At 55.0% G+C, this 25,696-nt stretch carries 24 protein-coding genes; 8 read left to right on the top strand and 16 right to left on the bottom strand.

All coding sequences use genetic code 11. The features are described 5' to 3' along the window. Positions 1-140: 140 nt before the first annotated feature. Both sbcD and sbcC read left to right on the top strand, forming a co-directional pair. Complete coding sequence (gene sbcD, locus LOC22_RS15525) at positions 141-1,346, top strand: exonuclease subunit SbcD (RefSeq protein ID WP_017694432.1); 1,206 nt, start codon at positions 141-143, stop codon at positions 1,344-1,346. Beyond that, on the top strand, positions 1,343-4,474 hold the full coding sequence (sbcC, locus tag LOC22_RS15520; RefSeq protein ID WP_230239027.1) for an exonuclease subunit SbcC: 3,132 nt from the start codon (positions 1,343-1,345) through the stop codon (positions 4,472-4,474). Before sbcD ends, sbcC begins: the two co-directional genes overlap by 4 nt. Before the next feature lie 515 nt (positions 4,475-4,989). Here the strand turns inward: sbcC and mak are convergent. After that, positions 4,990-5,895 carry a fructokinase gene (mak, locus tag LOC22_RS15515; protein WP_017383156.1) on the bottom strand — a complete coding sequence of 302 codons (906 nt, stop codon included), beginning with the start codon at positions 5,893-5,895 and terminating at the stop codon, positions 4,990-4,992. 123 nt (positions 5,896-6,018) lie between these two features. Between mak and rdgC the strand changes: the two genes are divergently transcribed. Next, entirely contained in the window at positions 6,019-6,933 is a 915-nt protein-coding gene (rdgC, locus tag LOC22_RS15510; protein ID WP_047063230.1) for a recombination-associated protein RdgC, read from the top strand. A 47-nt stretch (positions 6,934-6,980) separates the two neighbouring features. Here rdgC and ppnP read toward each other — a convergent pair whose 3' ends face one another. The 5 genes from ppnP to LOC22_RS15485 form a co-directional block, all read right to left on the bottom strand. Further along, positions 6,981-7,268 (bottom strand): pyrimidine/purine nucleoside phosphorylase, encoded by a 288-nt coding sequence (gene ppnP / locus LOC22_RS15505; RefSeq protein WP_003859131.1) that lies wholly within the window; start codon positions 7,266-7,268, stop codon positions 6,981-6,983. A gap of 71 nt (positions 7,269-7,339) precedes the next feature. Beyond that, positions 7,340-8,017 carry an AroM family protein gene (locus tag LOC22_RS15500; RefSeq protein ID WP_003859133.1) on the bottom strand — a complete coding sequence of 226 codons (678 nt, stop codon included), beginning with the start codon at positions 8,015-8,017 and terminating at the stop codon, positions 7,340-7,342. 236 nt (positions 8,018-8,253) lie between these two features. After that, a complete protein-coding gene (gene yaiA / locus LOC22_RS15495) occupies positions 8,254-8,445 on the bottom strand; it encodes a protein YaiA (protein WP_003859135.1) in 192 nt (63 codons plus the stop codon). 44 nt (positions 8,446-8,489) lie between these two features. Beyond that, a complete protein-coding gene (aroL, locus tag LOC22_RS15490) occupies positions 8,490-9,014 on the bottom strand; it encodes a shikimate kinase AroL (protein WP_017383154.1) in 525 nt (174 codons plus the stop codon). Between the two features lie 144 nt (positions 9,015-9,158). Continuing rightward, on the bottom strand, positions 9,159-9,617 hold the full coding sequence (locus LOC22_RS15485) for a YaiI/YqxD family protein (RefSeq protein ID WP_003859141.1): 459 nt from the start codon (positions 9,615-9,617) through the stop codon (positions 9,159-9,161). 97 nt (positions 9,618-9,714) lie between these two features. Here LOC22_RS15485 and proC point away from each other — a divergent pair, with 97 nt between their 5' ends. After that, entirely contained in the window at positions 9,715-10,524 is an 810-nt protein-coding gene (gene proC / locus LOC22_RS15480) for a pyrroline-5-carboxylate reductase (RefSeq protein ID WP_015571314.1), read from the top strand. A gap of 16 nt (positions 10,525-10,540) precedes the next feature. Here proC and adrA read toward each other — a convergent pair whose 3' ends face one another. The 5 genes from adrA to LOC22_RS15455 all read right to left on the bottom strand — a co-directional run bounded on the left by adrA (position 10,541) and on the right by LOC22_RS15455 (position 14,898). Continuing rightward, positions 10,541-11,644 carry a diguanylate cyclase AdrA gene (gene adrA, locus LOC22_RS15475; protein WP_230239026.1) on the bottom strand — a complete coding sequence of 368 codons (1,104 nt, stop codon included), beginning with the start codon at positions 11,642-11,644 and terminating at the stop codon, positions 10,541-10,543. Positions 11,645-11,746: 102 nt separating this feature from the next. Next, positions 11,747-12,067, bottom strand: coding sequence for a phosphate starvation-inducible protein PsiF (gene psiF, locus LOC22_RS15470; protein ID WP_015571316.1), 321 nt, complete (start codon positions 12,065-12,067; stop codon positions 11,747-11,749). A 294-nt stretch (positions 12,068-12,361) separates the two neighbouring features. Next, on the bottom strand, positions 12,362-12,622 hold the full coding sequence (gene iraP, locus LOC22_RS15465; RefSeq protein ID WP_003859148.1) for an anti-adapter protein IraP: 261 nt from the start codon (positions 12,620-12,622) through the stop codon (positions 12,362-12,364). A gap of 208 nt (positions 12,623-12,830) precedes the next feature. Next, on the bottom strand, positions 12,831-14,045 hold the full coding sequence (locus LOC22_RS15460) for a multidrug efflux MFS transporter (protein ID WP_230239025.1): 1,215 nt from the start codon (positions 14,043-14,045) through the stop codon (positions 12,831-12,833). 169 nt (positions 14,046-14,214) lie between these two features. Further along, the gene (locus tag LOC22_RS15455; protein WP_023296003.1) at positions 14,215-14,898 is read right to left on the bottom strand and encodes an extensin family protein; all 684 of its coding nucleotides are present in this window, start codon (positions 14,896-14,898) and stop codon (positions 14,215-14,217) included. Between the two features lie 103 nt (positions 14,899-15,001). Here LOC22_RS15455 and ddlA point away from each other — a divergent pair, with 103 nt between their 5' ends. Then, a complete protein-coding gene (ddlA, locus tag LOC22_RS15450) occupies positions 15,002-16,099 on the top strand; it encodes a D-alanine--D-alanine ligase (protein WP_023296002.1) in 1,098 nt (365 codons plus the stop codon). A gap of 3 nt (positions 16,100-16,102) precedes the next feature. Here ddlA and LOC22_RS15445 read toward each other — a convergent pair whose 3' ends face one another. Continuing rightward, positions 16,103-16,324, bottom strand: a complete 222-nt coding sequence (locus tag LOC22_RS15445) for a DUF2754 domain-containing protein (RefSeq protein WP_015571318.1) — start codon at positions 16,322-16,324, stop codon at positions 16,103-16,105. A 248-nt stretch (positions 16,325-16,572) separates the two neighbouring features. On the opposite strand from LOC22_RS15445, the gene LOC22_RS15440 reads away from it, so the two are divergent. Further along, positions 16,573-16,875 carry a DUF2755 family protein gene (locus LOC22_RS15440; RefSeq protein ID WP_003859159.1) on the top strand — a complete coding sequence of 101 codons (303 nt, stop codon included), beginning with the start codon at positions 16,573-16,575 and terminating at the stop codon, positions 16,873-16,875. Here the strand turns inward: LOC22_RS15440 and LOC22_RS15435 are convergent, their stop codons facing one another. Both LOC22_RS15435 and sbmA read right to left on the bottom strand, forming a co-directional pair. Further along, on the bottom strand, positions 16,876-17,973 hold the full coding sequence (locus LOC22_RS15435) for a DUF1615 domain-containing protein (RefSeq protein WP_017383149.1): 1,098 nt from the start codon (positions 17,971-17,973) through the stop codon (positions 16,876-16,878). 12 nt (positions 17,974-17,985) lie between these two features. Next, positions 17,986-19,206, bottom strand: coding sequence for a peptide antibiotic transporter SbmA (gene sbmA / locus LOC22_RS15430; RefSeq protein WP_003859162.1), 1,221 nt, complete (start codon positions 19,204-19,206; stop codon positions 17,986-17,988). A gap of 351 nt (positions 19,207-19,557) precedes the next feature. On the opposite strand from sbmA, the gene ampH reads away from it, so the two are divergent. Beyond that, positions 19,558-20,718, top strand: coding sequence for a D-alanyl-D-alanine-carboxypeptidase/endopeptidase AmpH (gene ampH, locus LOC22_RS15425; protein WP_230239024.1), 1,161 nt, complete (start codon positions 19,558-19,560; stop codon positions 20,716-20,718). A gap of 2 nt (positions 20,719-20,720) precedes the next feature. Here the strand turns inward: ampH and LOC22_RS15420 are convergent, their stop codons facing one another. Both LOC22_RS15420 and LOC22_RS15415 read right to left on the bottom strand, forming a co-directional pair. Continuing rightward, positions 20,721-21,347 carry a helix-turn-helix domain-containing protein gene (locus LOC22_RS15420; RefSeq protein ID WP_015571320.1) on the bottom strand — a complete coding sequence of 209 codons (627 nt, stop codon included), beginning with the start codon at positions 21,345-21,347 and terminating at the stop codon, positions 20,721-20,723. An 88-nt stretch (positions 21,348-21,435) separates the two neighbouring features. Next, positions 21,436-24,210 (bottom strand): autotransporter outer membrane beta-barrel domain-containing protein, encoded by a 2,775-nt coding sequence (locus LOC22_RS15415; RefSeq protein ID WP_063135458.1) that lies wholly within the window; start codon positions 24,208-24,210, stop codon positions 21,436-21,438. A 452-nt stretch (positions 24,211-24,662) separates the two neighbouring features. Between LOC22_RS15415 and hemB the strand changes: the two genes are divergently transcribed. After that, entirely contained in the window at positions 24,663-25,637 is a 975-nt protein-coding gene (hemB, locus tag LOC22_RS15410; RefSeq protein WP_015571323.1) for a porphobilinogen synthase, read from the top strand. Positions 25,638-25,696 lie beyond the last annotated feature (59 nt).

Genomic DNA, 25,696 nt, shown 5'->3' with positions numbered 1-25,696 from the left:
GTCATTATGCGTCAGATTTATGACAGATTTATGAAAAACATTACCACTATAAATAGCAAACTGTTGTTTTATTACAGCGGTTATTTTCCGTTCCCCGAACGTTTATAATCCTGCTTTCTTATTATTGCCACGGATCTTTTATGCGCATACTTCACACCTCAGACTGGCACCTGGGTCAAAATTTTTACAGCAAAAGCCGCGCCGCGGAACATGAAGCGTTCCTGAACTGGCTGCTGGAGACGGCTCAGGCTCACGAGGTGGACGCGATTATTGTGGCGGGCGACATTTTTGATACCGGATCGCCGCCGAGCTATGCGCGTGAGCTGTACAACCGTTTTGTGGTCAACCTCCAGCAAACCGGTTGTCACCTTGTGATTGTCGCCGGAAACCATGACTCGGTGGCGACGCTGAATGAATCCCGCGATATTCTGGCGTTCCTCAATACCACCGTGGTGGCCAGCGCCGGACACGCGCCGCAGATCCTGAAAAAACGCGACGGCACGCCGGGCGCAGTGCTGTGCCCAATTCCGTTTTTACGCCCGCGCGATATCGTGCAAAGCCAGGCAGGTCTGTCCGGCAGCGAAAAACAGCAGCATCTGTTGCAGGCCATCACCCGCTATTATCACCAGCAACATACGGAAGCCTGCGCCCTGCGCGGCGATCAGGCCATTCCGATCATTGCCACCGGACACCTCACCACCGTCGGAGCCAGTAAGAGTGATGCGGTGCGCGAGATCTATATCGGTACGCTGGACGCGTTTCCGGCGCAAAACTTCCCCCCCGCCGACTACATTGCCCTCGGGCATATTCACCGGGCGCAGATCATCGGCGGCTGCGAGCATATCCGCTACTGCGGCTCGCCCATTTCGCTCAGTTTTGACGAAACGGGCAAAGCCAAATCCGTGCATCTGGTGAGCTTCACCGGAGGCAAACTCAGCGCCGTTGAGACGCTTGAGGTGCCGGTCACCCAGCCGCTGGCGGTGCTGAAAGGCGATCTGGCCGCCATTACCGCTCAGCTTGAGCAGTGGCGCGGCGCAGCGCTTAATCCCCCCGTCTGGCTCGATATCGAAATCACCACCGACGACTACCTGTACGATATGCAGCGTAAAATACAGACGCTGACGGAAGACCTTCCCGTGGAGGTGCTGCTGGTACGCCGCAGCCGCGAGCAGCGCGAGAAAATACTGCTCAACGCCCAGCGTGAAACGCTTAGCGAACTTCGGGTTGAAGAGGTGTTCGCGCGGCGGCTTGCGCATGAAGAGGTGGACGAGGCCAGACGCACCAGGCTTAACGAGCTGTTTGCCCAGACCCTGCATTCCCTCCATGACGAGGACGAAAACGCATGAAAATTCTGAGCCTGCGCCTGAAAAATCTGAATTCGCTAAAGGGTGAGTGGAAAATTGATTTCACCGCGGAGCCGTTCGCCAGCAACGGACTGTTTGCCATCACCGGCGCAACCGGCGCGGGTAAAACCACGCTGCTGGATGCCATCTGCCTGGCGCTTTACCACGAAACGCCGCGTCTTAATAAGGTCTCTCAGGCGCAAAACGACCTGATGACGCGCGATACCGCCGAATGCCTGGCGGAAGTAGAATTTGAGGTCAAAGGCGTTGCTTATCGCGCTTTCTGGAGCCAGAACCGCGCCCGCAACCAGCCGGACGGGAACTTACAGGCACCGCGCGTTGAGCTGGCCCGCTGCGAAGACGGCAAAATTCTGGCCGACAAAGTCACGGATAAGCTGGAACAAACCGCCGCGCTTACCGGGCTGGACTATGGTCGCTTTACCCGCTCGATGTTGCTCTCTCAGGGGCAGTTTGCCGCCTTCCTGAATGCTAAACCGAGCGATCGCGCAGAGCTGCTGGAAGAACTGACCGGCACGGAAATTTACGGCCAGATTTCCGCCATGGTTTTTGAAAAACACAAAGCGGCACGTAACGCGCTGGAGGTGTGCGAAGCGCAGGCCGCAGGGGTTGTGCTGCTGAGCGAGGAACAGCAGCAACACTTGCAGCAAAGTTTGCAGGCACTTACTGACGAAGAAAAAGTCCTGCTGGCACAGCAGCAAAGCCAACAGAAAGATTTTCAGTGGCTTACGCGTAACGACGAACTGATACGTGAGCAGCAGCGTGCAGCCGCTTCGCAGCAGCAGGCGCAACAGGCTCTGACAGACGCCGCGCCCCAACTGGCGAAGCTCCAGCTGGCGCAGCCCGCCGCCCAGCTACGTCCGCTATGGGAGTATCAGCAGGAGCAGACCACCCGCCTGGCGCAGACAACAGAGCGAATTGTTGAAGTAAATACTCGCTTACTCGACAGAGCGGCGCAGCGCTCGCGTATTCGCAACGGTGCACTGCGCAACCGTGAACAGTTGCAGACAGAGCACAAGGTACTGACGCAGTGGCTGACCGAACACGATCGTTTCCGTCAGTGGGGGCAGGAAATTGCCGGCTGGCGGGCGCATTTTACGCAACTGGGTCGCGATAAAAATCAGCTTGTTGCCCAGTCAGCGCGCATGGCTGAGCTTCGTCAGAAGCTGGCTGAGATGCCTGAAAGTAGGTTGACGCTGACGGCTGAGGATCTCGCGACGGCAATGGAGCAACAGGCACAGTCGCGGGCGCTCCGCCAGCGTCTGATAGCGCTTCACGCTCGCTTTCAGCCGCTGCAAAAACGGCTGCGCCAGAATGCGGAAAGCGTGCAGAAAGCGCAGGCTGAGCAGGCTAAGCTCAATGAAACGCTGATCCTGCGGCGTCAGCAGTTCAAAGAGAAAAATCAGCACTATGCCGACCTGAAAGCGCTCTGTGAGCGTGAGGCGACAATCAAGGATCTTGAGAACTATCGTGCACAGCTCGAAGCGGGTAAGCCTTGCCCGCTCTGCGGTTCACGCGAACATCCGGCAGTTGTGCAGTATCAGGCGCTTGAACTGACTGACAATCAGCGCCGCCGCGACGCGCTGGAGAAAGAGGTTGCCGCGCTAAAAGAGGAAGGATTGCTGGTGCTCGGGCAGGTGAATGCGCTGACCCAACAGATCCAGCGCGAGACAGAGGAAGCACAGGCTCTCTCTGAGGAAGAGCAAGCACTCACTAAAGAGTGGCTGGAGGTCTGCGCCTCCCTGAACATAGCGCTGAATATTCAGGCTGATATTGCCCCCTGGATGAGCGAACAGGAACAGTATGAACGCCAGCTGTATCAGCTCAGCCAGCGTCTGACGCTGCAAAACCAGCTCAATGAACAGGAAGGTCAGGCGCGCCAGTACCAGCAGCAGCTGACGGCGACGCGTCAGGCGCTGGCGGCCTCGTTACAATCGCTGTCGCTTAGCGTGCCCGATGAAGGGGCTGAAAGCGCCTGGCTGAGCGCGCGCGAAAGCGAATATACCCTGTGGCAGGAAAAACAGGCCCAGCACGGTACGATTCAGGAAGGTATTAACGCCCTGATGCCCATTCTGGAGACGCTGCCGGTTACCAATGATGCAGAAGCCGACGCGGTTATCCCTGAGAACTGGCGCGGCATCCACGACGAATGCGTGTCGCTGCAAAGTCAGCTCACCACCCTACAGCAACAGGAGACGCTTGAGCGTGAACGGCTCCAGCAATCACAGGCTCAGTTCAACGCCGCGCTGACCGCGAGCTGCTTTGCCGATCGGGAAGCATTTCTCTCCGCCCTGCTGGATGAAACGTCGATCCGCCAGCTTGAACAACAAAAGCAGACGCTGGAAAACCAGCTCCAGCAGGCCACGGCGCTTTCGGTGCAGGCAAGCATGCAGCTTCAGGCGCATCAGGCACAGCGCCCCGAGGGGCTGGAAACCGATGCCGCAACGCTTCAGGCGCAGTTACACCAGCTGGCGCAACAGCTTCGGGACAACAACACGCATCAGGGGGAGATCCGCCAGCAGCTCAAACAGGACGCCGATAACCGTCTGCACCAGCAGGCGCTTATGCAGCAGATTGAGGAGGCGGCGCGTCAGGCCGACGACTGGGGCTATCTCAATGCGCTGATAGGCTCCAGCACCGGCGATAAATTCCGTAAATTCGCCCAGGGGCTGACGCTGGATAATCTGGTGTGGCTTGCCAACCAGCAGCTCAACCGTCTGCATGGCCGCTATCTGCTTCAGCGTAAAGCCAGCGACGCGCTGGAGCTGGAAGTGGTCGATACCTGGCAGGCCGATGCGGTACGCGATACCCGTACCCTTTCCGGCGGGGAGAGTTTCCTGGTCAGTCTGGCGCTGGCTTTAGCGCTTTCCGATCTGGTCAGTCACAAAACGCGCATTGACTCGCTGTTCCTGGATGAAGGATTCGGCACGCTCGACAGCGAAACGCTGGACACCGCGCTGGACGCGCTCGACGCGCTGAACGCCACCGGGAAAACTATCGGCGTGATCAGCCACGTAGAGGCAATGAAAGAGCGTATTCCGGTGCAGATCAAAGTGAAGAAGATCAACGGGCTGGGATATAGCAGGCTGGACAGGGAGTTTGCGGTGCAGTAAATGGGGGATGGTGCGCTCTGGTGCCCTCACCCTGGCCCTCTCCCACGAGGCTGAGGGTTCCCCACAAAATAATGCCTGCACAGACGGCCCCCTCTCCCTTGAGGGAGAGGGCTGGGGTGAGGGGGAACATACGGCTCTGGTGGTCATTCCGTTCACTTTATGTTCCTTGCTACTCTGTCACGACATGACCGGTGAACGTGCCAGGGTGGCTCAGTCGCCACCACCCTGGCGACCCGGGCTTCCGGCGGAAAATCGCCGCTTCGCGGTGCCTTCGGCTTATTCCTTCCGGCTTATCGGGGACGGGCGGAGGTAACATCCCTGTAAAGCCCGCCCTCTCGGCGCATCCCTGCGCCTCGCCCCGGCCTACAGGAAAGGCCTCAGCGATTTACAGCCGGACCGAGGCATCGCTGAAAGCCCTCAGTTATTCTGAGGCAACGTTATCGCTTTTGCTTTCAAATTACTGGGGAACCTTCTCCCCACGGGGAGAGGGTACAAACATCGAAAACGGTTTGCGTTTATTCCGGCCAGAGCCACGCCGCGCCGCGCACGCCGCTGGAATCTCCGTGGACGGCTTTGCGGATCGGCGTTTCGCACTCGCCGCCAAATACCCACTGTTTCACCAGCGTTGGCACCGTGGCGTACAGCCGGTCGACGTTGCTCATGCCGCCGCCCAGTACAATCACGTCGGGATCAAGAATATTGATCACATGCGCCAGTGACTTAGCCAGCCGCATTTCGTAGCGGCTGAGCGCCAGTTCAGCCACCGGATCCTGCTCCTCAACCAGACGCATAATCTCGTTACCTTTCAGCGGCTGACCGCTCAGACGATGATAATCGGTGGCAAACCCCGTGCCGGAAATAAAGGTCTCAATACAGCCCTGCTTGCCACAGTAGCACGGTACTTCGGCGCGGTATTTGAGTTCATCTTCATCCATCCACGGCAACGGATTGTGCCCCCACTCGCCCGCGGTGCCGTTGCCGCCAATATGCGAGCGCCCACCGAGGGCCACGCCCGCCCCGCAGCCGGTGCCGATAATGACCGCAAATACGGTCTGCGCGCCAGCCGCTGCGCCATCCACGGCTTCAGAGACCGCCAGGCAGTTGGCATCATTCGCCAGACGCACTTCCCGGTTCAGGCGCTGGCTTAAGTCTTTATCAAACGGCTGACCGTTGAGCCAGGTGGAGTTGGCGTTTTTCACCACGCCGGTATACGGCGAAATGGAGCCGGGGATCCCCATCCCGACCGTGCCCGTCTCGCCCGTTGCCTGCTCTGCCATATCGACCAGGCGGGCAATCGTCTCTATGGTCTGGTGATAATCATCGCGCGGCGTAGGCAGACGGTGGCGAAACAGTTGCTCCCCCTGCTCGCTCAGCGCAATAACTTCTGTTTTGGTGCCGCCCAAATCAATCCCAATACGCACAAGACACTCCTCATTATTTTGATTATCAACAGAGTAGAAGCCCGCTTCCCGATTAGCAATGCAAGCGATGCGACAATTCGTTATCATGCCCGCTGATTTAACGACAAGGCCGTGGAAATTATCATGCTGTGGTTCAAAAATTTGATGGTTTACCGTCTCAGCCGCGACGTTTCGCTGCGTGCAGAAGAGATGGAAAAACAGTTAGCCGCTTACTCCTTTACGCCTTGCGGTAGCCAGGATATGGCAAAAACCGGCTGGGTTCCGCCAATGGGTTCTCAAAGCGATGCGCTGACCCACGCCAGCAGCACGGGGCAAATCATCGTTTGCGCCCGTAAAGAAGAGAAGATCCTGCCGACGCCCGTGGTTAAGCAGGCGCTCGAAGCGAAGATCTTCAAGCTGGAAGCTGAACAGGGCCGTAAGCTTAAAAAAACCGAAAAAGATTCGCTTAAGGATGAAGTGCTGCACTCGCTGCTGCCGCGCGCTTTTAGCCGCTTTAGCCAGACCATGATGTGGATCGACACCGTGAACGGGCTGATCATGGTGGACTGCGCCAGCGCCAAAAAAGCGGAAGATACGCTGGCGCTGCTGCGTAAGAGCCTTGGCTCATTACCGGTGGTACCGCTGGCGCTGGAAACGCCGATTGAGCTGACCCTGACCGAGTGGGTGCGCAGCGGGACTGCCGCGCAGGGCTTCCAGATCCTTGATGAAGCAGAGCTGAAAGCGCTGCTGGAAGATGGCGGCGTGATCCGCGCGAAGAAACAGGATCTGGTGAGCGACGAAATCGCCGTGCACATTGAAGCGGGCAAAGTGGTGACCAAACTGGCACTCGACTGGCAGCAGCGCATTCAGTTTGTGATGTGTGATGACGGCTCCGTGAAGCGCCTTAAGTTCTGCGATGAACTGCGCGATCAGAACGAAGATATCGACCGCGAAGATTATGCTCAGCGCTTTGACGCAGACTTTATCCTGATGACCGGCGAGCTGGCGGCGATGATTCAGAACCTGGTGGAAGGTCTCGGCGGCGAAGCGCAGCGCTGACAGGCAAAACGCAGGCCGGGTAAGCGAATGCGCCACCCGGCATGCTTTTATTTCAGATAGCGGCACAGATAAGAGGTTGGCTCTGCAACCTGCAAATGGAACTCGCTGTGGCCCGGCACGTTGAAGACCTGCCCGGCACTGTAGACTTTCCACTCCGTTTCACCCGGCAGCAGGACGTTCAGCGCGCCGCTGACCACCGTCATCTCTTCCGCTTCTGCGGTGCCAAAGGTGTATTCCCCTTCCGCCATTACGCCGACACTGGCGCGGCCAGTGCTGCTGCTGGTAAAACCAATGGATTTCACTTTACCGGAAAAGTATTCGTTACTTTGAAGCATGAACTGGCCCTTATATTTATTGAGAAAAATCCACTATAGGGGCCATGCTCATGACCTGTCACGCAAAATCATTACACCAGTAATTCTGACGCCAGGCGCGCCATCAGGACGTTAGAGAGCAGCACCGGAACATCCAGCGCCTTTTGCAGTAAATCACGATGCCGCTGATGGAAGCCCAGGCAGTCGAGCATCAGGACATCCGCCCCTCTGTCGATCAACTCCTGCCCGGCCGCAATCAGCTTCGCTTCGCTGTCCCAGAACGGGTTTGCCAGTGCGTACAGCGGGGTGTGCTCCAGCGCGGCCCACTTCACCGTCTGGTTATCCAGCAGTTCCTCAACGGGAACGATGACCCCAACCTGATGACCATCAACAATTGAGGCCACCAGCGGAGGGATAATCCGCATCGGTTCGAGCAGAATGGCATTACGCGCGCTGAGCCCTTTAACGGGTGCCGTGCTCATCAGCAAAATAACGTCATAGTCCTGATTGTCGAGCACTTCGATCACGCCCTGTAGCGCGCGCTCGATTTTCTGGCGCGACACATGCGCCAGTTTACCGTCACTGAGTAACGTTGCCAGGGGATCTTCCCCCTCTCCGACCGCGTAGTCTTCCATGACCTCTTCCCGACTGAGCTTCCCTAACAGACTGAGATGCGTAATTTGTTGTTCAGAGACATGCTCGGTTAAGAGCGGTAATACTTCGCTTACAGGCACCACACCAATCGTGAGGATCGCCAACGTCGCCTTCATTTTGATCGCCTTCCGTTACTACCACAACTGCCACATAAGTACAGGCTCACTACGCTGCACTGTTCATTTTTTCAACAAAACAGCACCAAGGGTAGCAGGGGATCTCTACACCGTAATGTAAAGATCGACTGGCCTTTCCGAATCCACCTGTAATAACTAAATATTAACTGCTGCTTAACATCAGCGATATGTTAAAAGTGTGATTCAGGCACGGTTGTAACGAATTCGGATTCCTGTCAGGACTTCTCAGGATCCTCATAGCGCCGTTTTGCATCCAGCGCTTCCTGTTCGGTTTCATGTTCGCTGATCAGCGAATCAGGTTTAGGGTGATCGGCACGCAGCTGGTACCAGGTTACGGTCTGATCGCCGTTACCTTTTTCAACGGTAACGATGCGGGCTTCACGTGGATAGGGAGGTCTGGTTGGCATAGCTCATCCTTTTTTTATGTCTGAGCTATGAGTATAGACGGCTGTTAGCTGGCGCAAGCCAAACGCAGGGCGGTAATAATCTGAATCGCAACTTTCTCGGGTGACGCCGACGCATCTACAACGTGGTGTGCCGCCTCGCGGTACAGTGCATCGCGTTCGGCGAGGACGTCGCTGACCTCTTCACTCAGCGGTTTCGCGGTCAGCGCCGGGCGCTGTCCCTCTTCCGGAAACGCCTCCAGCCGCCCCACCAGCGTAGAGACCGGGGCACAGAGGTAGATCACGACACCCTTTTCGCGCATAAACTGGCGGTTATACGGTGCCAGAATAATGCCCCCACCGGTCGCGATCACGGTTGACGGCGCGGTCACCGCTTCCAGCGTGGCTGTTTCACGCGCACGAAAGCTCTCCCAACCCTCATCCTCAACGATATCGGCGATGGTCTTACCGGCATTCTCCTGGAGCCAATGGTCAGTATCGACAAACTGACTCTGGCACAGACGCGCCAGCTCCAGACCAACGGTGGTTTTCCCACAGCCGCGAGGGCCAACTAAAAAGATGGGTGGGTTCATAACCAGGTGTTCCCCTTGCTGCCGGATAACTGAAGGCTGTAAAGAAATGATTGCAGTAGATGTTGCGCTAACTTTACTGCAAAGCGGTACGGAATGACAAGCCTGTGGAAGCCACACTGTACCACAAAACCGCCCGGAGGTGGGCTACGCCGGGCGGCGCTTCACTTCCAGCAGCCATTTATCCAGCTCGGCGGCAAACTGCTGGCGATCGCGCTGCGACAGGCTGTCCGGCCCACCGGTTTGCACGCCGCTGGAACGAAGCGTATCCATAAAATCACGCATGGTGAGCTTCTCGCGGATCGTTGCCGGCGAATAGCGTTCTCCGCGCGGGTTCAGCGCCGCCGCCCCTTTCGCCAGTACATCGGCAGCCAGCGGGATATCCGCGGTGATCACCAGATCTCCTGCGTCACACAGGCGTACTATCTCGTTATCCGCCACGTCAAACCCGGCCGGAACGCGCAGAGAACGGATGTATCTGGAGGGCGGCACGCGGATATTCTGGTTCGCCACCAGCGTCAGCGGCATCTGCACGCGCTCGGCAGCACGAAATAAAATCTCTTTGATGACATTCGGACACGCGTCCGCATCAACCCAAATCGCCATAGTCTCTCCCCATTATGATTCTGGTGACTATTGTCGCCTGCATTTCGTTGTTAAGCTATCAATGAGAGATAACAACGCATAATAACGGAGAGACGTGATGGATAAGAAAATCGGGTTTATCGGCTGCGGAAATATGGGCAAAGCTATCCTCGGCGGACTGATTGCCAGCGGGCAGGTGCTGCCGGGGCAGATTTGGGTCTATACCCCATCCCCGGATAAAGTCGCGGCGCTGCGTGATGAGTATGGTGTCAACGCTGCCGAAAGCGCACAGGACGTGGCTCAGGTGGCGGATATTGTCTTTGGCGCCGTTAAGCCGAATATCATGATTAAAGTCCTGAGCGAGATCACCTCCAGCCTTAACAAAGAGACCCTGGTGGTATCGATTGCCGCAGGCGTGACCCTCGATCAGCTCGCCCGCGCGCTGGGCCACGACCGTAAGATTGTTCGCGCCATGCCAAACACCCCGTCGCTGGTGAATGCCGGTATGACATCCGTTACCCCGAACGCGCTGGTCACATCTGAAGACGTGGCGGATGTACTGAATATTTTCCGCTGCTTCGGCGAAGCGGAAGTGATTGCCGAACCGATGATCCACCCGGTAGTCGGCGTGAGCGGCTCTGCCCCGGCGTATGTCTTTATGTTTATCGAAGCCATGGCCGATGCCGCCGTACTGGGTGGAATGCCGCGCGCGCAGGCCTACAAATTTGCAGCGCAGGCGGTGATGGGTTCGGCCAAAATGGTGCTGGAAACGGGTAAACATCCGGGCGAACTGAAAGATATGGTGTGCTCACCGGGGGGCACAACCATTGAAGCCGTGCGCGTGCTGGAAGATCGCGGGTTCCGCTCCGCCGTGATCGAGGCGATGGAAAAATGCATGGAAAAATCAGAGAAGCTCAGTAAGTCCTGATGCGCTACGCCGGGCGTCAGGCGGCCACTTCGGTGCGGCCCCGTCCGGCATTTTTGGCTTTATAGAGGGCCACGTCCGCCGCCTTTAGCCATTCACGATAGTGGGTGAACTGCGCCCCCCAGGGGGCAACCCCAACGCTGATACACAACCTCGCCATAGGTGCTCCGTGCAGCGGCATGTTGACCAGCCGTTCGTGGACGCGCGACATCGCTGCAATCGCGCTGTCGGCTGGCGTGCCGGACATGATCACCGCGAACTCATCCCCGCCAAAACGGCCAATATAATCGCCTGAGCGCAGGGTCAGCTGAAGCTGGCGCGTGATGGCGACAATCGCTTCATCCCCCACGTCATGCCCCCAGGTGTCGTTGATCGTCTTGAAGTGATCGATATCGATGAGCAGTATCGTCGCCTGTCGATGGCTGCGACGGCAGGCCTCAAATTCGTTACGCAGCAGCGTTTCCCAGTGACGGCGATTGAACACGCCGGTCATTCCGTCGCGGGTACTCATCAGCTCAAGCCGACGCTTATGCTCTGCCAGACGGATCGCCGTGCGGTGGCTGAGCCAGGCAAACAGTATGGGATAGACCACCAGCACGGGGAGCGTCAGCCACAACGCCAGCGGTTCAGAGGTCAATACCACAGGAGTACCCGTGGATTGCACGGTCAACAGGGCAGACAGGGCAAGTAGCGCGAGTCCTGTCAGAAATAACCGACATCCCCCCGATCCCATCATATTCATGCCGATCATCACGATCAGCGCCGCCGTTGGTAGCGCATTGAACCCTGTTAGCCCCATCCAGACACCGGCAATAATGGCATCGATTTTCAGATTAACAATTTCACAGCTGTGGGGTTCAGCCGAACGAAAAGCCAACTGCCAGGCCAGATGGGGCCAGACAAAAACCCAGCCCACCAGCAATAACCACCAGACGCCGGAAAGAAACTGGCTCACCAGAACGCTGGCAAGCGGAACAAATAGCGCCGCCAGACCAACGATGCGTGCCAGCCGTATTCGCCGGGCAAATCGCAGACCGGAACGGTATGAATCATCCTGAGAAAGCTGCTGGTGCCACGCTTCCCGAATGTTCTCGTGATTGTCATAAAACTCATCATTCATCATTTTTGGGAATATTCTGAAACATTTTCCCAAATTATAGAGAGGGGGATAGCGGGGAAAGTATGAAATTTTGGGTGAGCCACAGCCGTGACTCACCCGTTAGCACTACGCCTGTTTTTTGAGGCACGCGCTCATAAACTTGCTGCGATCGTCGCCTTTCAGCATCTGCTGTGTCGCCTGGGCGTTGCACTCACGCATTTTTTGCTGCTGTGGGGTCAGGCTTTTTTCACCGGGTTTAGCCGCACCATTTTTAAGGCAGTCGCTCATGTACGTTTTACGGGCATCCCCTTTCAGGCTTTGCGATGTCGCCTGTTGGTTACAGGTCGTCATGCGCTGCTGCTGGGGCGTTAACGTTTTCTCTTCCGCGTGTGCTGAGGCGATCAGACACAGGCCAGAGAGCAGGGTAACCAGTATTGTTGTTTTCATTGCACCATCCTTTATGTGAAGTTCCACGTTAAGTCTGGCTCGTTACGGGAAAAAAACCACCCTGCGACTCTGATTTTCGCCGGGCTCTGCGGTTATTTCAGCCCTGTATCGGCACAATATTCATTAACCGGTTTCGCCGGGGGGGAGGCGGTAATTAATAACAGAAATTATGCGGTGAAAGGTGTGCTCTGTTTCAATTTAATTTTCCCTGCATAAATGTGTAAAAATAAAAACAGAGCGACGCCAGGCATCCTGCATGACAATTCTGTGACACGTCATTTCACCTCAGACAGGTTAGCTGCGAGGATGCCTTAAAAGCTTCTTTACGTATTGCTGAAGCAGCTCCGCATCTTCCGCAGGCACCTGGGAATCAGGACGCGCTTTTTCCAGCGCGCCTTCAACGTTGTCGATCAACGCCTCCTGCTCCGGTTTTGCCATCTGTCGCAGCAGCGCCGTCACAACGATTTCCAGCGCCTCGACCTGGGCAACCAGCTCTTTCGACTCTTCTTCCTTTTGGGCAAGCTTAACCAACAACTCAGCAATGAGATTTTTCATGGTGCTATTTCCTTATGTGATTTCCCCTGAAATTAACACCCTCTCTGAATAATGAAAAGCATGGATTGGCTTTATCTTATGCAAAAGTGACATCGCTGCCAAAAAAGATATTTCAGCGCGAAAGCGAAACGTTTTCCTGAAAGAAAGGCGCCGCATTTCGTTATATAAAAATGCGGCGTTCATAAGAATAAATAATATATTATCGTGTTTACCGGGCCGACTTTGCCTCAGCGATTCGCCTGCGGCGTCGCAAGGCAAAGGCCAGTTGAATAATATTCAGCAGGACCACCACCGCCGTCGCGGCAAATACCCAGCGGAAACCCGCCATTGCCGAGACCGAGGCGCCGATAAGCGGGCCCGCTACGTTGCCTAAATACATGAACGACTGGTTGTAGCCAAAAATGCGGCCGGTTACCTGGTCACTGGAATATTTCACCAGCAGCGTCTGAACAGCGGGCAGCATGGCGCCATCTGCGAAGCCAAGCAGGAAGCGCAGGATGCCGAGCTGAAGAGGTGTGGTGACGAATGACATGGCAAAGAAAAGGATCACCGCAATGATGAGCGTTGCCATCAGAATACGTGCCGTACCGATCCTGTCGCCCAGTTTCCCCAGACGCGGAGCAGACATCAGCGCCGACACGCCCGGCACCGCGGCAATCATCCCGCTCAGAAAAGCAATGTTGCTGCTGTCCGGCGCCATCGACTTGATAAACAGCGCCAGAATCGGCCCTACCGAACCGTTACAGAGCTGGATCACCATCGTCGTCACAAAGAGGCTAATCATCAGGCCAGGATAAGGCAGCGAGGCGAAAACCGCTTTTCCGCTCAGGCGTTCGGATTTACTGACAACAGGCCGCCCGCCCTCTTTAATCAGAAAAAGGGTGACCAGAAAGCTGATCGTTAGCAGGATCGCGGTAATGATAAAGACCGCACGCAGCCCGACATGGTCCGCCAGGAAGCCGCCGAGCAGCGGGCCGCCAATGACCCCGCTGATCTGGGCCGTGGAAAGCGTGCTGAGCGCCCAGCCGCTTCGCTCACGCGGTACCTGTGAGGCCACCAGCGCCATGGCATTCGGAATGTAACCGGAGGTCAGCCCCATTATCGCCCGCAGAATAAACAGCTGCCAGACGTTGGTGGCGAAGGCCTGGAGCAAAATGGCTATCGCCATCCCCAGCGAGGCGCGGAGCAGCATCAACTTGCGCCCCTTGCGATCCGCCAGGCTGCCCCACATCGGCGACACAATGGCGGAGACCAGAAACGTCACGCTGAACGTCAGGCCGGACCACATCGAGAGCGCTTCATGGGAAGTCACTCCCAGCTGCGATACATACAGCGGCAGGAAGGGCAATATCTGGCTGATAGCCAGTCCGGTGAAGAAGCAGCCGAACCAGACTGAAATGAGATTAACTTTCCAGGGTTCCATAACAGAAATAGTCTTCATTTTTAGGCGAATTCGCCGACAGATTAGCAAGTTACGCGCAATGACATAGCGCCAGAGATGCGGCCTTGCAGACTTTGGTGTTTTATCTTCCCAGTCATCATATTTGTGAAATAAGTCACAATTTATCCAATTTTTGGCGGAAGATTATGCTTCATCGACATAATCCATAGCCGCGCATCCCCAGATGGAAATGGTTGGCATGGGCGGCATTATAGTCCGGCCCCAGACCGTTACCGTAATAGCCACAGCTTGCCGAGAGCAGGGCCTGTAGCCAGGGCTGCGTCTTTTCCGCTTTCCAGCCGTTCAGGACGGTAACGCGCTGTCCATTTGCCAGCCTGAAAGCGCTGATATCCAGCGCATCCGCCGTGGCATGTTCGCTGCGCCGCGCATCCGGGCGGCTGTAGATATTGCGGCAAGCGAAGCTGCCCAGATGTTCAATACGAGTAAGCTCGCTTCCGGTCCAGGTTTTGGTGAGCGGTCGGGCCTGCTGGCTGACAAACAGCGCCGAACTTAACGCCAGCGGACAACTGGCCAGAAAGCTGCTGTTCAGGCTCACCGGGCCAAAATCGCGCACGCGCACCACGTTACTCAGCGGACACTCACCGGCGCTGTCAGCGACAGCCTGGGTACGGATAAGCTGGCGTTGATTCGCCTGCGCTAACAGGCTTTCGCATGCCTTCGGTGTTAAACGTCGAAGTTTAAACTGGGTTATTTTTCCGGGCGGATCGTCAAGCGTAAGCGGCACGAAAGGATTGTAATACGGCGGCAACCAGCGGTAGCCCACCGTGGCGATCCCGGCAATAACAATAAGAATAAGCAGACCTTTTCCTTTCACGCGCCCCCCTTCAGCATCCCCAAAACATTATGGCAGAAGGCCGCGAAACCCGCCGGGCATCGTGGTATGTTATGGGCTTTTCGTCAGACTGGAAGAGAGTGAGATGGCAAAGCAGCGCGTAGGTATTGTCTTTGGGGGAAAATCGGCAGAGCACGAGGTGTCATTGCAATCGGCTAAAAATATCGTTGATGCGATTGATAAAAGCCGTTTTGACGTGGTGCTGCTGGGCATTGATAAACAGGGCCAGTGGCATGTTAACGATGCCAGCCAGTATCTGTTACACGCTGACGATCCGGCGCACATTGCCCTTAATCCTTCTGATATCAGCGTCGCAACGGTTCCAGGCGTGGAACAGGGACAGCTTATCGATGCCGGGAACGCGCAGGCGCTGGCACAGATTGACGTAGTGTTCCCTATCGTTCACGGCACGCTGGGCGAAGACGGCTCCCTGCAAGGCATGTTGCGGATGGCGAACCTGCCGTTTGTCGGTTCCGATGTGCTGGGCTCTGCCGCCTGCATGGATAAAGACGTCACAAAACGTCTCCTGCGCGACGCCGGTCTGAATATTGCGCCGTTCGTGACGCTCACTCGCGCCAACCGCGATAAACACAGCTTCGCGCAGATCCAGGCGCAACTCGGCCTGCCGCTGTTTGTGAAACCGGCGAATCAGGGCTCGTCCGTCGGCGTCAGCAAAGTCACCAGCGAAGCGCAGTTTAACGATGCCGTTCGTCTGGCCTTTGAGTTTGACCATAAGGTGGTGGTTGAGCAGGGAATTAACGGTCGTGAAATTGAGTGCGCCGTACTGGGCAACGACTTCCCGCAGGCGAGTACCTGTGGTGAAGTGGTACTGAACAGTGACTTCTATTCCTACGACACCAAATATATTGACGACAAAGGTGCCCAGGTTGTGGTTCCCGCCGCGCTCGATCCCGACGTTAACGACAAGATCCGGGCGATCGCCGTTGAAGCCTATCAGGCGCTGGGATGCTGTGGGATGGCGCGCGTCGACGTGTTTCTGACGCCGGATAACGAGGTGGTGATTAACGAAATCAACACTCTGCCGGGCTTTACCAATATCAGCATGTACCCGAAGCTGTGGCAGGCCAGCGGGATAAGCTATCCGGAACTGATCACCCGCCTGATTGAACTGGCACTGGAGCGCCACGCCGCTGACAGCGCCCTGAAAAGTTCCGTTAACTAACGCTTAGTCAGCTTTCTCCGCCGTCGTCGTCTCATCGGGACGACGGCGGATAATAAATCCCGCCAGCCAGAAACTGATTACCCAGGTTACCAGCCCAACCGCATAGGTTTGCCAGCCTTTCGCTTCAAATCCCAGCAGCCCGACAACACCGTTGAGAATAAAGATCAGCCCGATCGCAAAGGCGTAGTAATGCCAGTCACGGCGTAATTTGGAAGTGAGCTTCATGACAACTCCGGCAGAAAAAAAACTATCCTCTCACAGTTTGATAATGGCGTCTGTGGCGGATACGTAAATTCTGAAATGCAGCGCAGTTTCACTTATGTTATCAATTTGTGACGTGATGCAGAAATCGACAATCCAGGAGAAATCCTGAGCCGAATTTCCCACGATTCTGATATTGACAAATGCTATGACCTGTCACACTCACCCTGTACGACGCGTATTAAAACAGAGTGATATTATCGGGAGGTCTTATGGCAGACTTTACATTGTCGAAACCGATTTTTGGCGGAAAACAACCAAAAACCTCCACGGCGGGGAATATTGCCTATGCCCTGTTTGTTCTGTTTTGTTTCTGGGCAGGAACCCAACTGCTGAATATGCTGGTGCATGCCCCTGGCGTGTATGAGCATCTGATGCAGGTGCAGGATACAGGCCGCCCGCGCGTTGAAATCGGTTTAGGCGTGAGCACCGTATTTGGACTCATTCCCTTCCTCGCGGGCAGCATGGTTCTGGGCGTGATTGCCCTTGTCCTGCGCTGGCGCAACCGCCACTGATTACAGTCCCATACAGCGTGCCCGACGATCGTCAACGCGTTTCGCGAACCAGGCGGTCGTCAGGTTACGCGTGATCTTCGGGCTTTCCAGCTGAATGCCTGGCAGAATGGCTCTGGGTAAAGCCTTTCCACTTTTCTTCTCGGCCAGCGCAAAGACCTGCTTATACAGATCCGTTTTCTCAAACGCCAGGCTGTCGCCCTTCTCCAGCTGTCGGCGAATGTCGCTGTTGCTCATCTCCAGCTTCGTCGAGAGTTTTCGCACCGCACGTTCGGTGGTCCCGGCCTCACTGCTGCCGTAAGCAATGAGATCGCCGTCCAAAGCGAGCTTCACACCGCTGGCGCGGCTTACCGCATTCTGGAAGGCTGCATTTCGGCTGGCATACCAGCCCGCGTTAAAGTCGGCAAAGCGATACAGCGGTTTATCGTAGTTGGCCGGATAATTCAGCAGGTGATACGTCCCAAACCACAGCCCACCGCGCAGGGAGAAGACCTCCTGACGTACCGTACCGTCGATATCCCACGGATAGCCGTCGGTATGCTTTTCCGCAAATGCGATACTGACCTGCATCGGACCGCCGGTATGCACCGGATTTAGCGAGCCAAACAGCTTCTGCCCCATCGGCACCATATTGATGAAATCATCGAAAATGGCGCTAAGCTGTTTCTCGGTTTTCACCGTATCCAGCCGTTCACTGTAGCTTTTACCGTTTGGCGAGGTGATTTTAAGGGCGGTATGCACCAGGAAAACCGGGATATGCATCGATTCGGCCCGGCGGTCGATCTCCTTCCAGGCGATTTTGTTCAGGCCAGGCACTACAGGATCTGACTGATACATCGATTCCTGCTGCGCCACCGCGAGCACCGAGCAGATATTCTCCTCGGTAGGCGCGATCTTCTGGCTTTTGAAGGTCGCGGCCAGCGCATCAGCCCACTCACTGCGATCCTTCACGCTGGCGGGCATTTTTTGCCGCACCACGCTCGCCACATCAACGGGCTTCTCCCCTTCTTTGAGCGGGGCAGCCCCTTTTTCGGCACAGCCCGCCAGCACGAAAGCGGCGAGTAACGTCAGCGGTAATGCACGTGGTACGGCAAATGGCATAGCAATTCCTTTTTAACCTAATGTATGGGTGACTTCCTGCACGTCCTTATCGTCCAGCTCACGCTCGAAACTGCGTAAACGTTTGTAGATGGACATCAGCTCCACCAGCGTAGTCCAGGAGCTGATCAGATACTGGAACGAACCACGAACCTGACCAAAGACGTTGGTGATTTGGGTCATCAGACCGAGCGTAATCGTACCCGCAACGATGGACGGGAACAGCAGGAACAACCCGAAAACGTTATCAACCTGAAGATAAAGAATGCGCGCGATATTGAAATACATGTAATGAAAATAGAGGCGGAAATAGTTACGTCGTACGGCGCCAAACAGCTCACGCACGGTAGGCGGTGACGCACGGTTGGCATCGTCTTCGCCATACACCAGTTCTTTACGGTAGGCCGCTTCCACGCGCTGGTTTTTAAACTCCAGCCCCGGCAGCTTGATCCCCACCACCGCCAGCAGCCCCGTTCCCATCAGCGACCAGACAATCGCAGCAATCACAAGGCCGTATGGCAGATGGCCGACAATCGGCAGCTCCGGAACGTGCGACGAGAGCGTCACCAGCACCGGCAGGAAGGCGATCAGCGTCATGATGGCATTGATAAAGCTCACGCCCATATCTTCCAGAGTAGAGGCAAAACGCATGGTGTCTTCCTGCACACGCTGTGCGGCACCTTCGATATGCCGCAGGTGCTGCCAGTGCGCCATATAGTGTTCGTTCATCGCGGTACGCCAGCGGAACACATAGTGGCTGACGAAAAAGTTATTCATCACGCCAATCACCACGGCGATAAGGGCGATGCCGAGGAAGATCCCCACCTCATGGTAGAACTGGTTAATGGTCACTTTATGCGGCGAACTCAGCGCCGTCTGGATCAGATCGTAAAACGGCGCATACCAGGCGTTGACCGCTACGCCCACCTCCACCAGGAACCAGGTGACAAAGATGATTAACGACGTGCCGAGAATCGACCAGTATTGCCAGCGGTGAGGAGAATAGACGAACCAGAACATGGCAAAAAGCCCTACGCAGAGCACGTAATAAGCGTAGAAAAGCAGATAGCTCATGGACCAGAAGCGCGCTGCGCTAATGGGAATGTCACCCGTTGCCCCCGTAAGACGGGTCAGCCACGCGCCGCCACCGGCCTGCCAGAAAATGACAGCCAGCAGTGCCCAAATAAATGCCGACAGGAAAAAGGGCCCCGGCTTTGGGAAAAAAGACTTAAACATTGTGCTTCCTTCTTGTTGTTATGGCTGTTGCTGTGTTCAACATATCGCCACACGAAACCTTGCCTGTGCCAGACTCCCGGCTCAGGCAAAAAAGTGAGACCTGCGGGTGAATTATTAGTTCGCTTCACAGTTTTCAGGAATTGTTTCGGTGCGTTTCATTCGCAACAGCGATCGTAGCGTCTATCATACGGTCGATGTCACAAAATGGGAGCCACGCCGCAAGTAAATTGTTCAAATTTACCCACGGTTACGTTTTTCTCGCTATCGTTATGCAAATCGGGCCATTGCCCGACGCCGATTAGTAGTATAACTACCCGTAACTTTCCTTATTCACTTGATGGATGCTTTTCGTTGAAACGTTGTCTGCTCTCTATCGCCGCGCTGTGTGCGGTGAGCCTGTCCACCGCCCAGGCAGCACAGCCTCTGACGGCCCCGGTTCTGGCCTCTGACATTGCCGATCGCTACGCGAACCTTATTTATTACGGCAGCGGTGCGACGGGAATGGCGCTGGTCGTGATCGACGGTAACCAGCGGGTGTTTCGCAGCTTCGGTGAAACACGACCGGGAAATAACATTCGTCCGCAGCTGGATTCCGTTATCCGTGTCGCATCGATAACCAAGCTGATGACCAGCGAAATGCTGGTGAAACTGCTCGATCAGGGCGTGGTGAAACTCGACGATCCGCTTAGCAAATATGCACCGGCCGGCGCTCGCGTTCCGACATATCAGGGAACGCCGATCAGACTGGTGAATCTGGCGACCCATACCAGCGCCCTGCCGCGAGAACAGCCCGGTGGCGCTGCGCATCGCCCTGTCTTTGTCTGGCCAACCCGCGAGCAACGCTGGAACTACCTGAGCACAGCAACCCTGAAATCGGCCCCGGGCTCGCAGGCCGGCTATTCTAACCTGGCGTTTGATCTGCTGGCCGACGCTTTAGCGACGGCGTCGGGTAAGCCTTACCCTCAACTGTTTGAAGAGCAGATCACGCGTCCGCTCGGGATGAAAGATACCACTTACACCCCTTCCCCGGACCAGTGCAAGCGTCTGATGGTGGCGGAAAAAGGGGCCAGCCCGTGCAATAACACGCTGGCCGCCATTGGCAGCGGTGGCGTTTACTCTACGCCTGGCGACATGATGCGCTGGATGCAACAGTTCCTCTCATCGGATTTTTACGCGCGTAGCAATCAGGCCGACCGAATGCAGACGCTCATCTACCAGCGTGCTCAGCTACGACGCGTCATTGGCATGGATGTTCCAGGTAAAGCCGATGCCCTCGGCATGGGCTGGGTGTATATGGCGCCAAAAGATGGCCGACCTGGGATTATTCAAAAAACCGGTGGAGGTGGCGGATTCATCACCTACATGGCGATGATTCCGCAATCAAACGTAGGCGCTTTTGTGGTGGTCACCCGGTCGCCAAATACACGCTTCGTGAATATGAGTGATGGCATAAATAACCTGGTGGCCGAGCTGAGCGCCAATAAAGCGCAGGTGCTTACGGCCTCTAACTGATCTCAATAGTCCGTGGGCAAACGGTTGATACTGATCAGTTTGCCCCGGCTCATATTGATGTAGTTCCCCTGTCGCAGCGCCGCCAGAACCTCAGCAACGACCGAACGAGAAATACGAGTGCTACGCTGAATATGATTCATAACACCAATTTTTGAACGTAGCGTGTCATCCCACTCGGCCATATTGATCAGCATCGCCCGGATTTGGCTATAGGAATTATTTCCGACCAACTGCATGTCACGTTTTCCCAATAAATGGTTAAGCCATGACAGCCAGCAGAAAGCCTCTTGCCAAAGTTGCGCGTCCTGAATAAGCTGGTACGCGTCAGATGCCGGTAAATAAAATCCGGTACAAGGCGTCTGTGCCATCAAAGAATATTCAAGATAGTTTTCATTTATCCATGCGCTTAAACCGTGGATATACGGTGCCCGCGCAATACCCATAAGTAATTCGTCTGATTTACGGTGGACGGCCGTCAGGCCGGATTGTATGACAACGGTCAATGGTTCATCATCATTATTGCCGGTAGTTATTAATTGTTGTGGTTCGATCTTAAATGGGGTACCGGCGACTTCCAGACACTTTATGAGCCGGCTTAATTCAGAAAGTGGTTTCGCATTAACGTTCATGCATACCTCAAGTCATCTGTATCTGTCGGTTCTTTATTATTTTTAAAGCACATAAAAAAGCGGGGGAAAAATCCCCCGCGCTTTTCTCTTACCAGGTATATTTCACACCCAGGTTTGCTCCCCAGTTCTGGTCAACGTCGCCGCCGCCCAGATAAGTCGCATCAGTGTAAGCACTGAAGTTTTTCGTGAAGCTGAACTGAGTGCCCAGTCCCACGCGAACCGCAGAGCCTTCCACGCCGTTATCAATGCTGTCATTATTGATATCAGCATTGTTGTCGGCATCGTCATACACGTAAGCCAGTTTGAAGTAAGGCGTTAATGCCTGCTCGCCGCCGTAGTTGAAGGTATAACCTGCATCCACGCCGAGTTCATAACGCATACTGTCGTAAGACTGACCATCGATACGCATGTCGTTGCTTAACTGGTAGTCATCACCGGACTGGAACAGGCCAGAGATCGCCGCGTAAGGCGTGACGTAGCCAGACAGGTTTGGTTTCCAGTCATAGCCCAGTTTCATCCCGAAACCAACGGCGTCAGTCGTGGTATTACCGTCAACATACTGACCGTTGCTCATGGTAGCAGAGAGGTCGTTGTTGAAGCGGGTGTAGCTCAGGGAGCTGTCGAGGAAGATGTCGTTCATGAACTTCGCCGACGCGTAGATCATCGCAGTCTGGCTGTCCTGATCGACCTGACCAGTACGATCGCTGATATCACCCTTCGCGAAACCAGCCGCACCACCGACCATCCACTTCGCGTTATTACCGTCGATCTGAGTATCCAGACCTACCATAATGCCGCTTACGTCCTGATCGTAGCTAACGGTGCCATTATCCGCGTCAAAGTTGCCGCCGAAATAGCTCACCCATGCGCCGCCGTTATCTGCCAGGCCATGACGGCTGTTGGTCAGACGGGTACCCACGGTATCCTGTTGCAGATTCCAGATGTTGGTATTAGCAGAAGGAATGCTCAGCGCCATGTTGGCGTAGTCAGTCAGCTCTTCCTGCTGGAGAACAACGGTGTCGCCCTTCTGCTGCGCCTGATAGGTGTATGCACCTAAATCAGCTTTGTTTGCCGCAGTAAAGCTGGCAGCGGTATCCGCGTTATTGTCATAGACGCGAACGATCTCTTTGTTTTCGTAGTCAGCTACGGAGCCTGCGCCGGTCGCATCGTCGATGCGCACTTTATAGTTACCGGCAACGTCACCGTTCACCGCCAGATGGCCGTCAGAGTTCAGCGCGACAACACCATAGTCGTAGTCCGCTTTAGAGCGATCGTTGGTGATATAGCGTGCGTTGTTCAGGTCGCTGTTCAGCACATAATCACGGCTGGCAACGTTAAGCACACCGCCATCGGTCAGCACCATATTGTGCGTATCAACCTGACCCAGACCCAGCGCCAGCTCTGCACCGTTGTCCACGGTAATGGTGTTGGCATACAGCTCAGCTGTCTCTTCAGTGAGTGCAGCACGGCTGTAGCTATCCAGATACAGGCTGTCGGTAGCCACACCACCGCTGTCGCCAATATTCAGGCTAGACGCATTGGTCAGGGTGATGGAATCTGCCAGCAGGCCGGAGTTTTCAACATTGACCTGAGACTGGTTGTTCACCGTCAGCGCGTCGATGTTGGAGATCTTACGGGTATCCCACTCGGAACCGTTATCCAGCGCCACGTTGAACAGGCCGCTCTGATAAACTTCTTCACCTGCAACATGACCGTTGCTGTCAAAGGTAGAATCAGGCCAGATGCTGTTTGGAGAAAGCGTGTGCCAGTCTACATCGCTGTAGCCTTCACCATACATCTGCGCCGTGCCGATGGCTTCAACGCTGGACTGCGCGGCGCCAACCCATTTACTGCCGTTGGTCAGCGTGACATCCAGCTTGTCGGTATCATCCCAGCCGTTGGTAGTTGGGTTATAGACGCCGTCATCGGTGGTATCCGTTGCCGGATCGCCATTCTCGTAGAAGTTGTTATCAAAGGTGCTGGCGAAAAGGATGTCGCCGGTAATGGTAGAGTGATCGAAGGTAGCGGTGGTCTGCATAGCGTTATCAGACGCGCCAGCAACAACGATCAGCGCCGCATCATCCGCAGCCGTGGCGTTGGTTTCACCGTAGTCGCTCGGCTTCGCCGTTTGACCGTAGAAGCCACTGGTACCCAGATCGCTGTACGCACCAGAGGTCAGCACAGAATCTTTCACCACCAGCGTATCGGTAAAGATATTGCTGCTGTTAGCAACCCCTTCAACACCGTCGTATGGCGTGTTATCCAGCTCCTGATAACCCTGCGTCAGCGTGATGCCCGCGATATGGGAGTTGTTCTGAATAACGATATCAGATTCAACGTCCAGCGTGATCGCGTTACCCAGACCATAGGTGTCCAGATAATGCGTTTCAGTGGTTTCACCATTGACGACATCGTAGGCGTAATGCTCGTAGGTATCGTTGATGGTGGAGTTATCAACAGTCAGGCTAAAACGATCATACTGGGTATGAGTGGTACCGTCAGTATCCACGCCATCTGCACACGTCGTGGTCATACACTCTGACGTGATCATGCCGTTAATGGTGCTGTTAGAAATACTCAACGCGTTCGCACGGCCATTGACACCATCATCAAGATAGTATGTCGAAATAACTCCGTTTACGGTTGATTTATTGATGACTGGATAAATGTCACCATCATGTGTGGCATCTGAATAATCCCAGTCAGCATAACCATAATACCAGGGCGTGGACGCGGTATTGTCATAGCCAAAAGTATTATATGTTGTGCCGGATATATCTTTCGCATTGGCCTGAGAAGCGATAGCCAGTGTGCAGGCTAATGCAAGTTGTGATACAACCAGTTTCTTTTTCCATATTTGCATTGGGTCATCCCTCCTCAGGGACGTAAGCAAGTTTGTCCATCAAATCATTTAGCAACATTAAATTGCGGAAGGAATTATGCAGTTTCACTTCGAAAAGGTTCAATGAATGATTCCATTAAGTCCGTATTCAGACAAATAAGCTTATAAACCCATGGAAATATCAATCATTATGAATAAATATTATAAATTCAAGTGATTGCAAACCACTTTAGTTGCTTCGGCACATATAATAAAAAGCAATAAATCATTTATATTTATAATCCCGAACCAATATAGAAACCTCACCAATATTAAACACCACGCTGAACACCAGAATAAGTTTTATAATATAGACAAAATACATACAGCGAATATTAGTCGATTTCGAAAATCTAAAAGACAACTTTAGTAAAACACCGCTCCCTGCTTTCAGGTACACTATACCTCTTTGTTCCACAAACATCAGGCATACCATGACCGATTTAATTGCACGTCCCCGTCGCCTGCGCAAGTCTCCCGCACTGCGCGCCATGTTTGAAGAGACAACACTGACCTTAAACGATCTGGTGTTGCCGATTTTTGTTGAAGAAGAGATCGATGACTACAAAGCCATCGACGCGATGCCGGGCGTGATGCGCATTCCTGAAAAGCATCTGGCCCGCGAGATCGAACGCATTGCGAATGCGGGCATCCGCTCGGTAATGACGTTCGGTATCTCCCACCACACTGACGCGACCGGCAGCGATGCCTGGAAAGAAGACGGCCTCGTCGCCCGCATGTCGCGCATCTGCAAAGAGAGTGTGCCGGAGATGATCGTCATGTCCGATACCTGCTTCTGCGAATACACCTCTCATGGCCACTGTGGTGTGCTGTGCGATCACGGCGTGGACAACGATGCGACCCTGCTGAATCTGGGCAAGCAGGCGGTAGTTGCCGCCGCTGCGGGTGCGGATTTCATTGCGCCTTCTGCGGCAATGGATGGGCAGGTACAGGCGATCCGTCAGGCGCTTGACGCTGCGGGCTTCACCGACACCGCCATCATGTCCTATTCCACCAAATTTGCCTCCTCTTTCTACGGCCCGTTCCGTGAAGCAGCCGGCACGGCGCTGAAAGGCGATCGTAAAACCTATCAGATGAACCCGCTGAACCGCCGCGAAGCGATTCGTGAGTCTCTGCTGGATGAAGCCCAGGGCGCTGACTGCCTGATGGTGAAACCTGCTGGCGCATACCTGGATATCCTGCGCGACATTCGCGAACGCACCGAACTGCCGCTGGGCGCCTACCAGGTGAGCGGCGAGTACGCGATGATCAAATTCGCCGCGCAGGCGGGTGCCATCGACGAAGAGAAAGTGATCCTCGAAAGCCTGGGGGCGATCAAACGCGCGGGCGCGGATCTGATCTTCAGCTATTTCGCGCTGGATCTGGCTGAGAAGAAAATTCTGCGTTAATCCGCTTTAGCGCCGGGTAACGACTTCGCCTTACCCGGCCTGCTCTCTGCACTAATCTT

The sequence above is a fragment of the Enterobacter sp. AN-K1 genome, assembly GCF_020971765.1.
Lineage (GTDB): Bacteria > Pseudomonadota > Gammaproteobacteria > Enterobacterales > Enterobacteriaceae > Enterobacter > Enterobacter hormaechei_C.
This window is presented reverse-complemented; position numbering and strand designations above follow the sequence as displayed.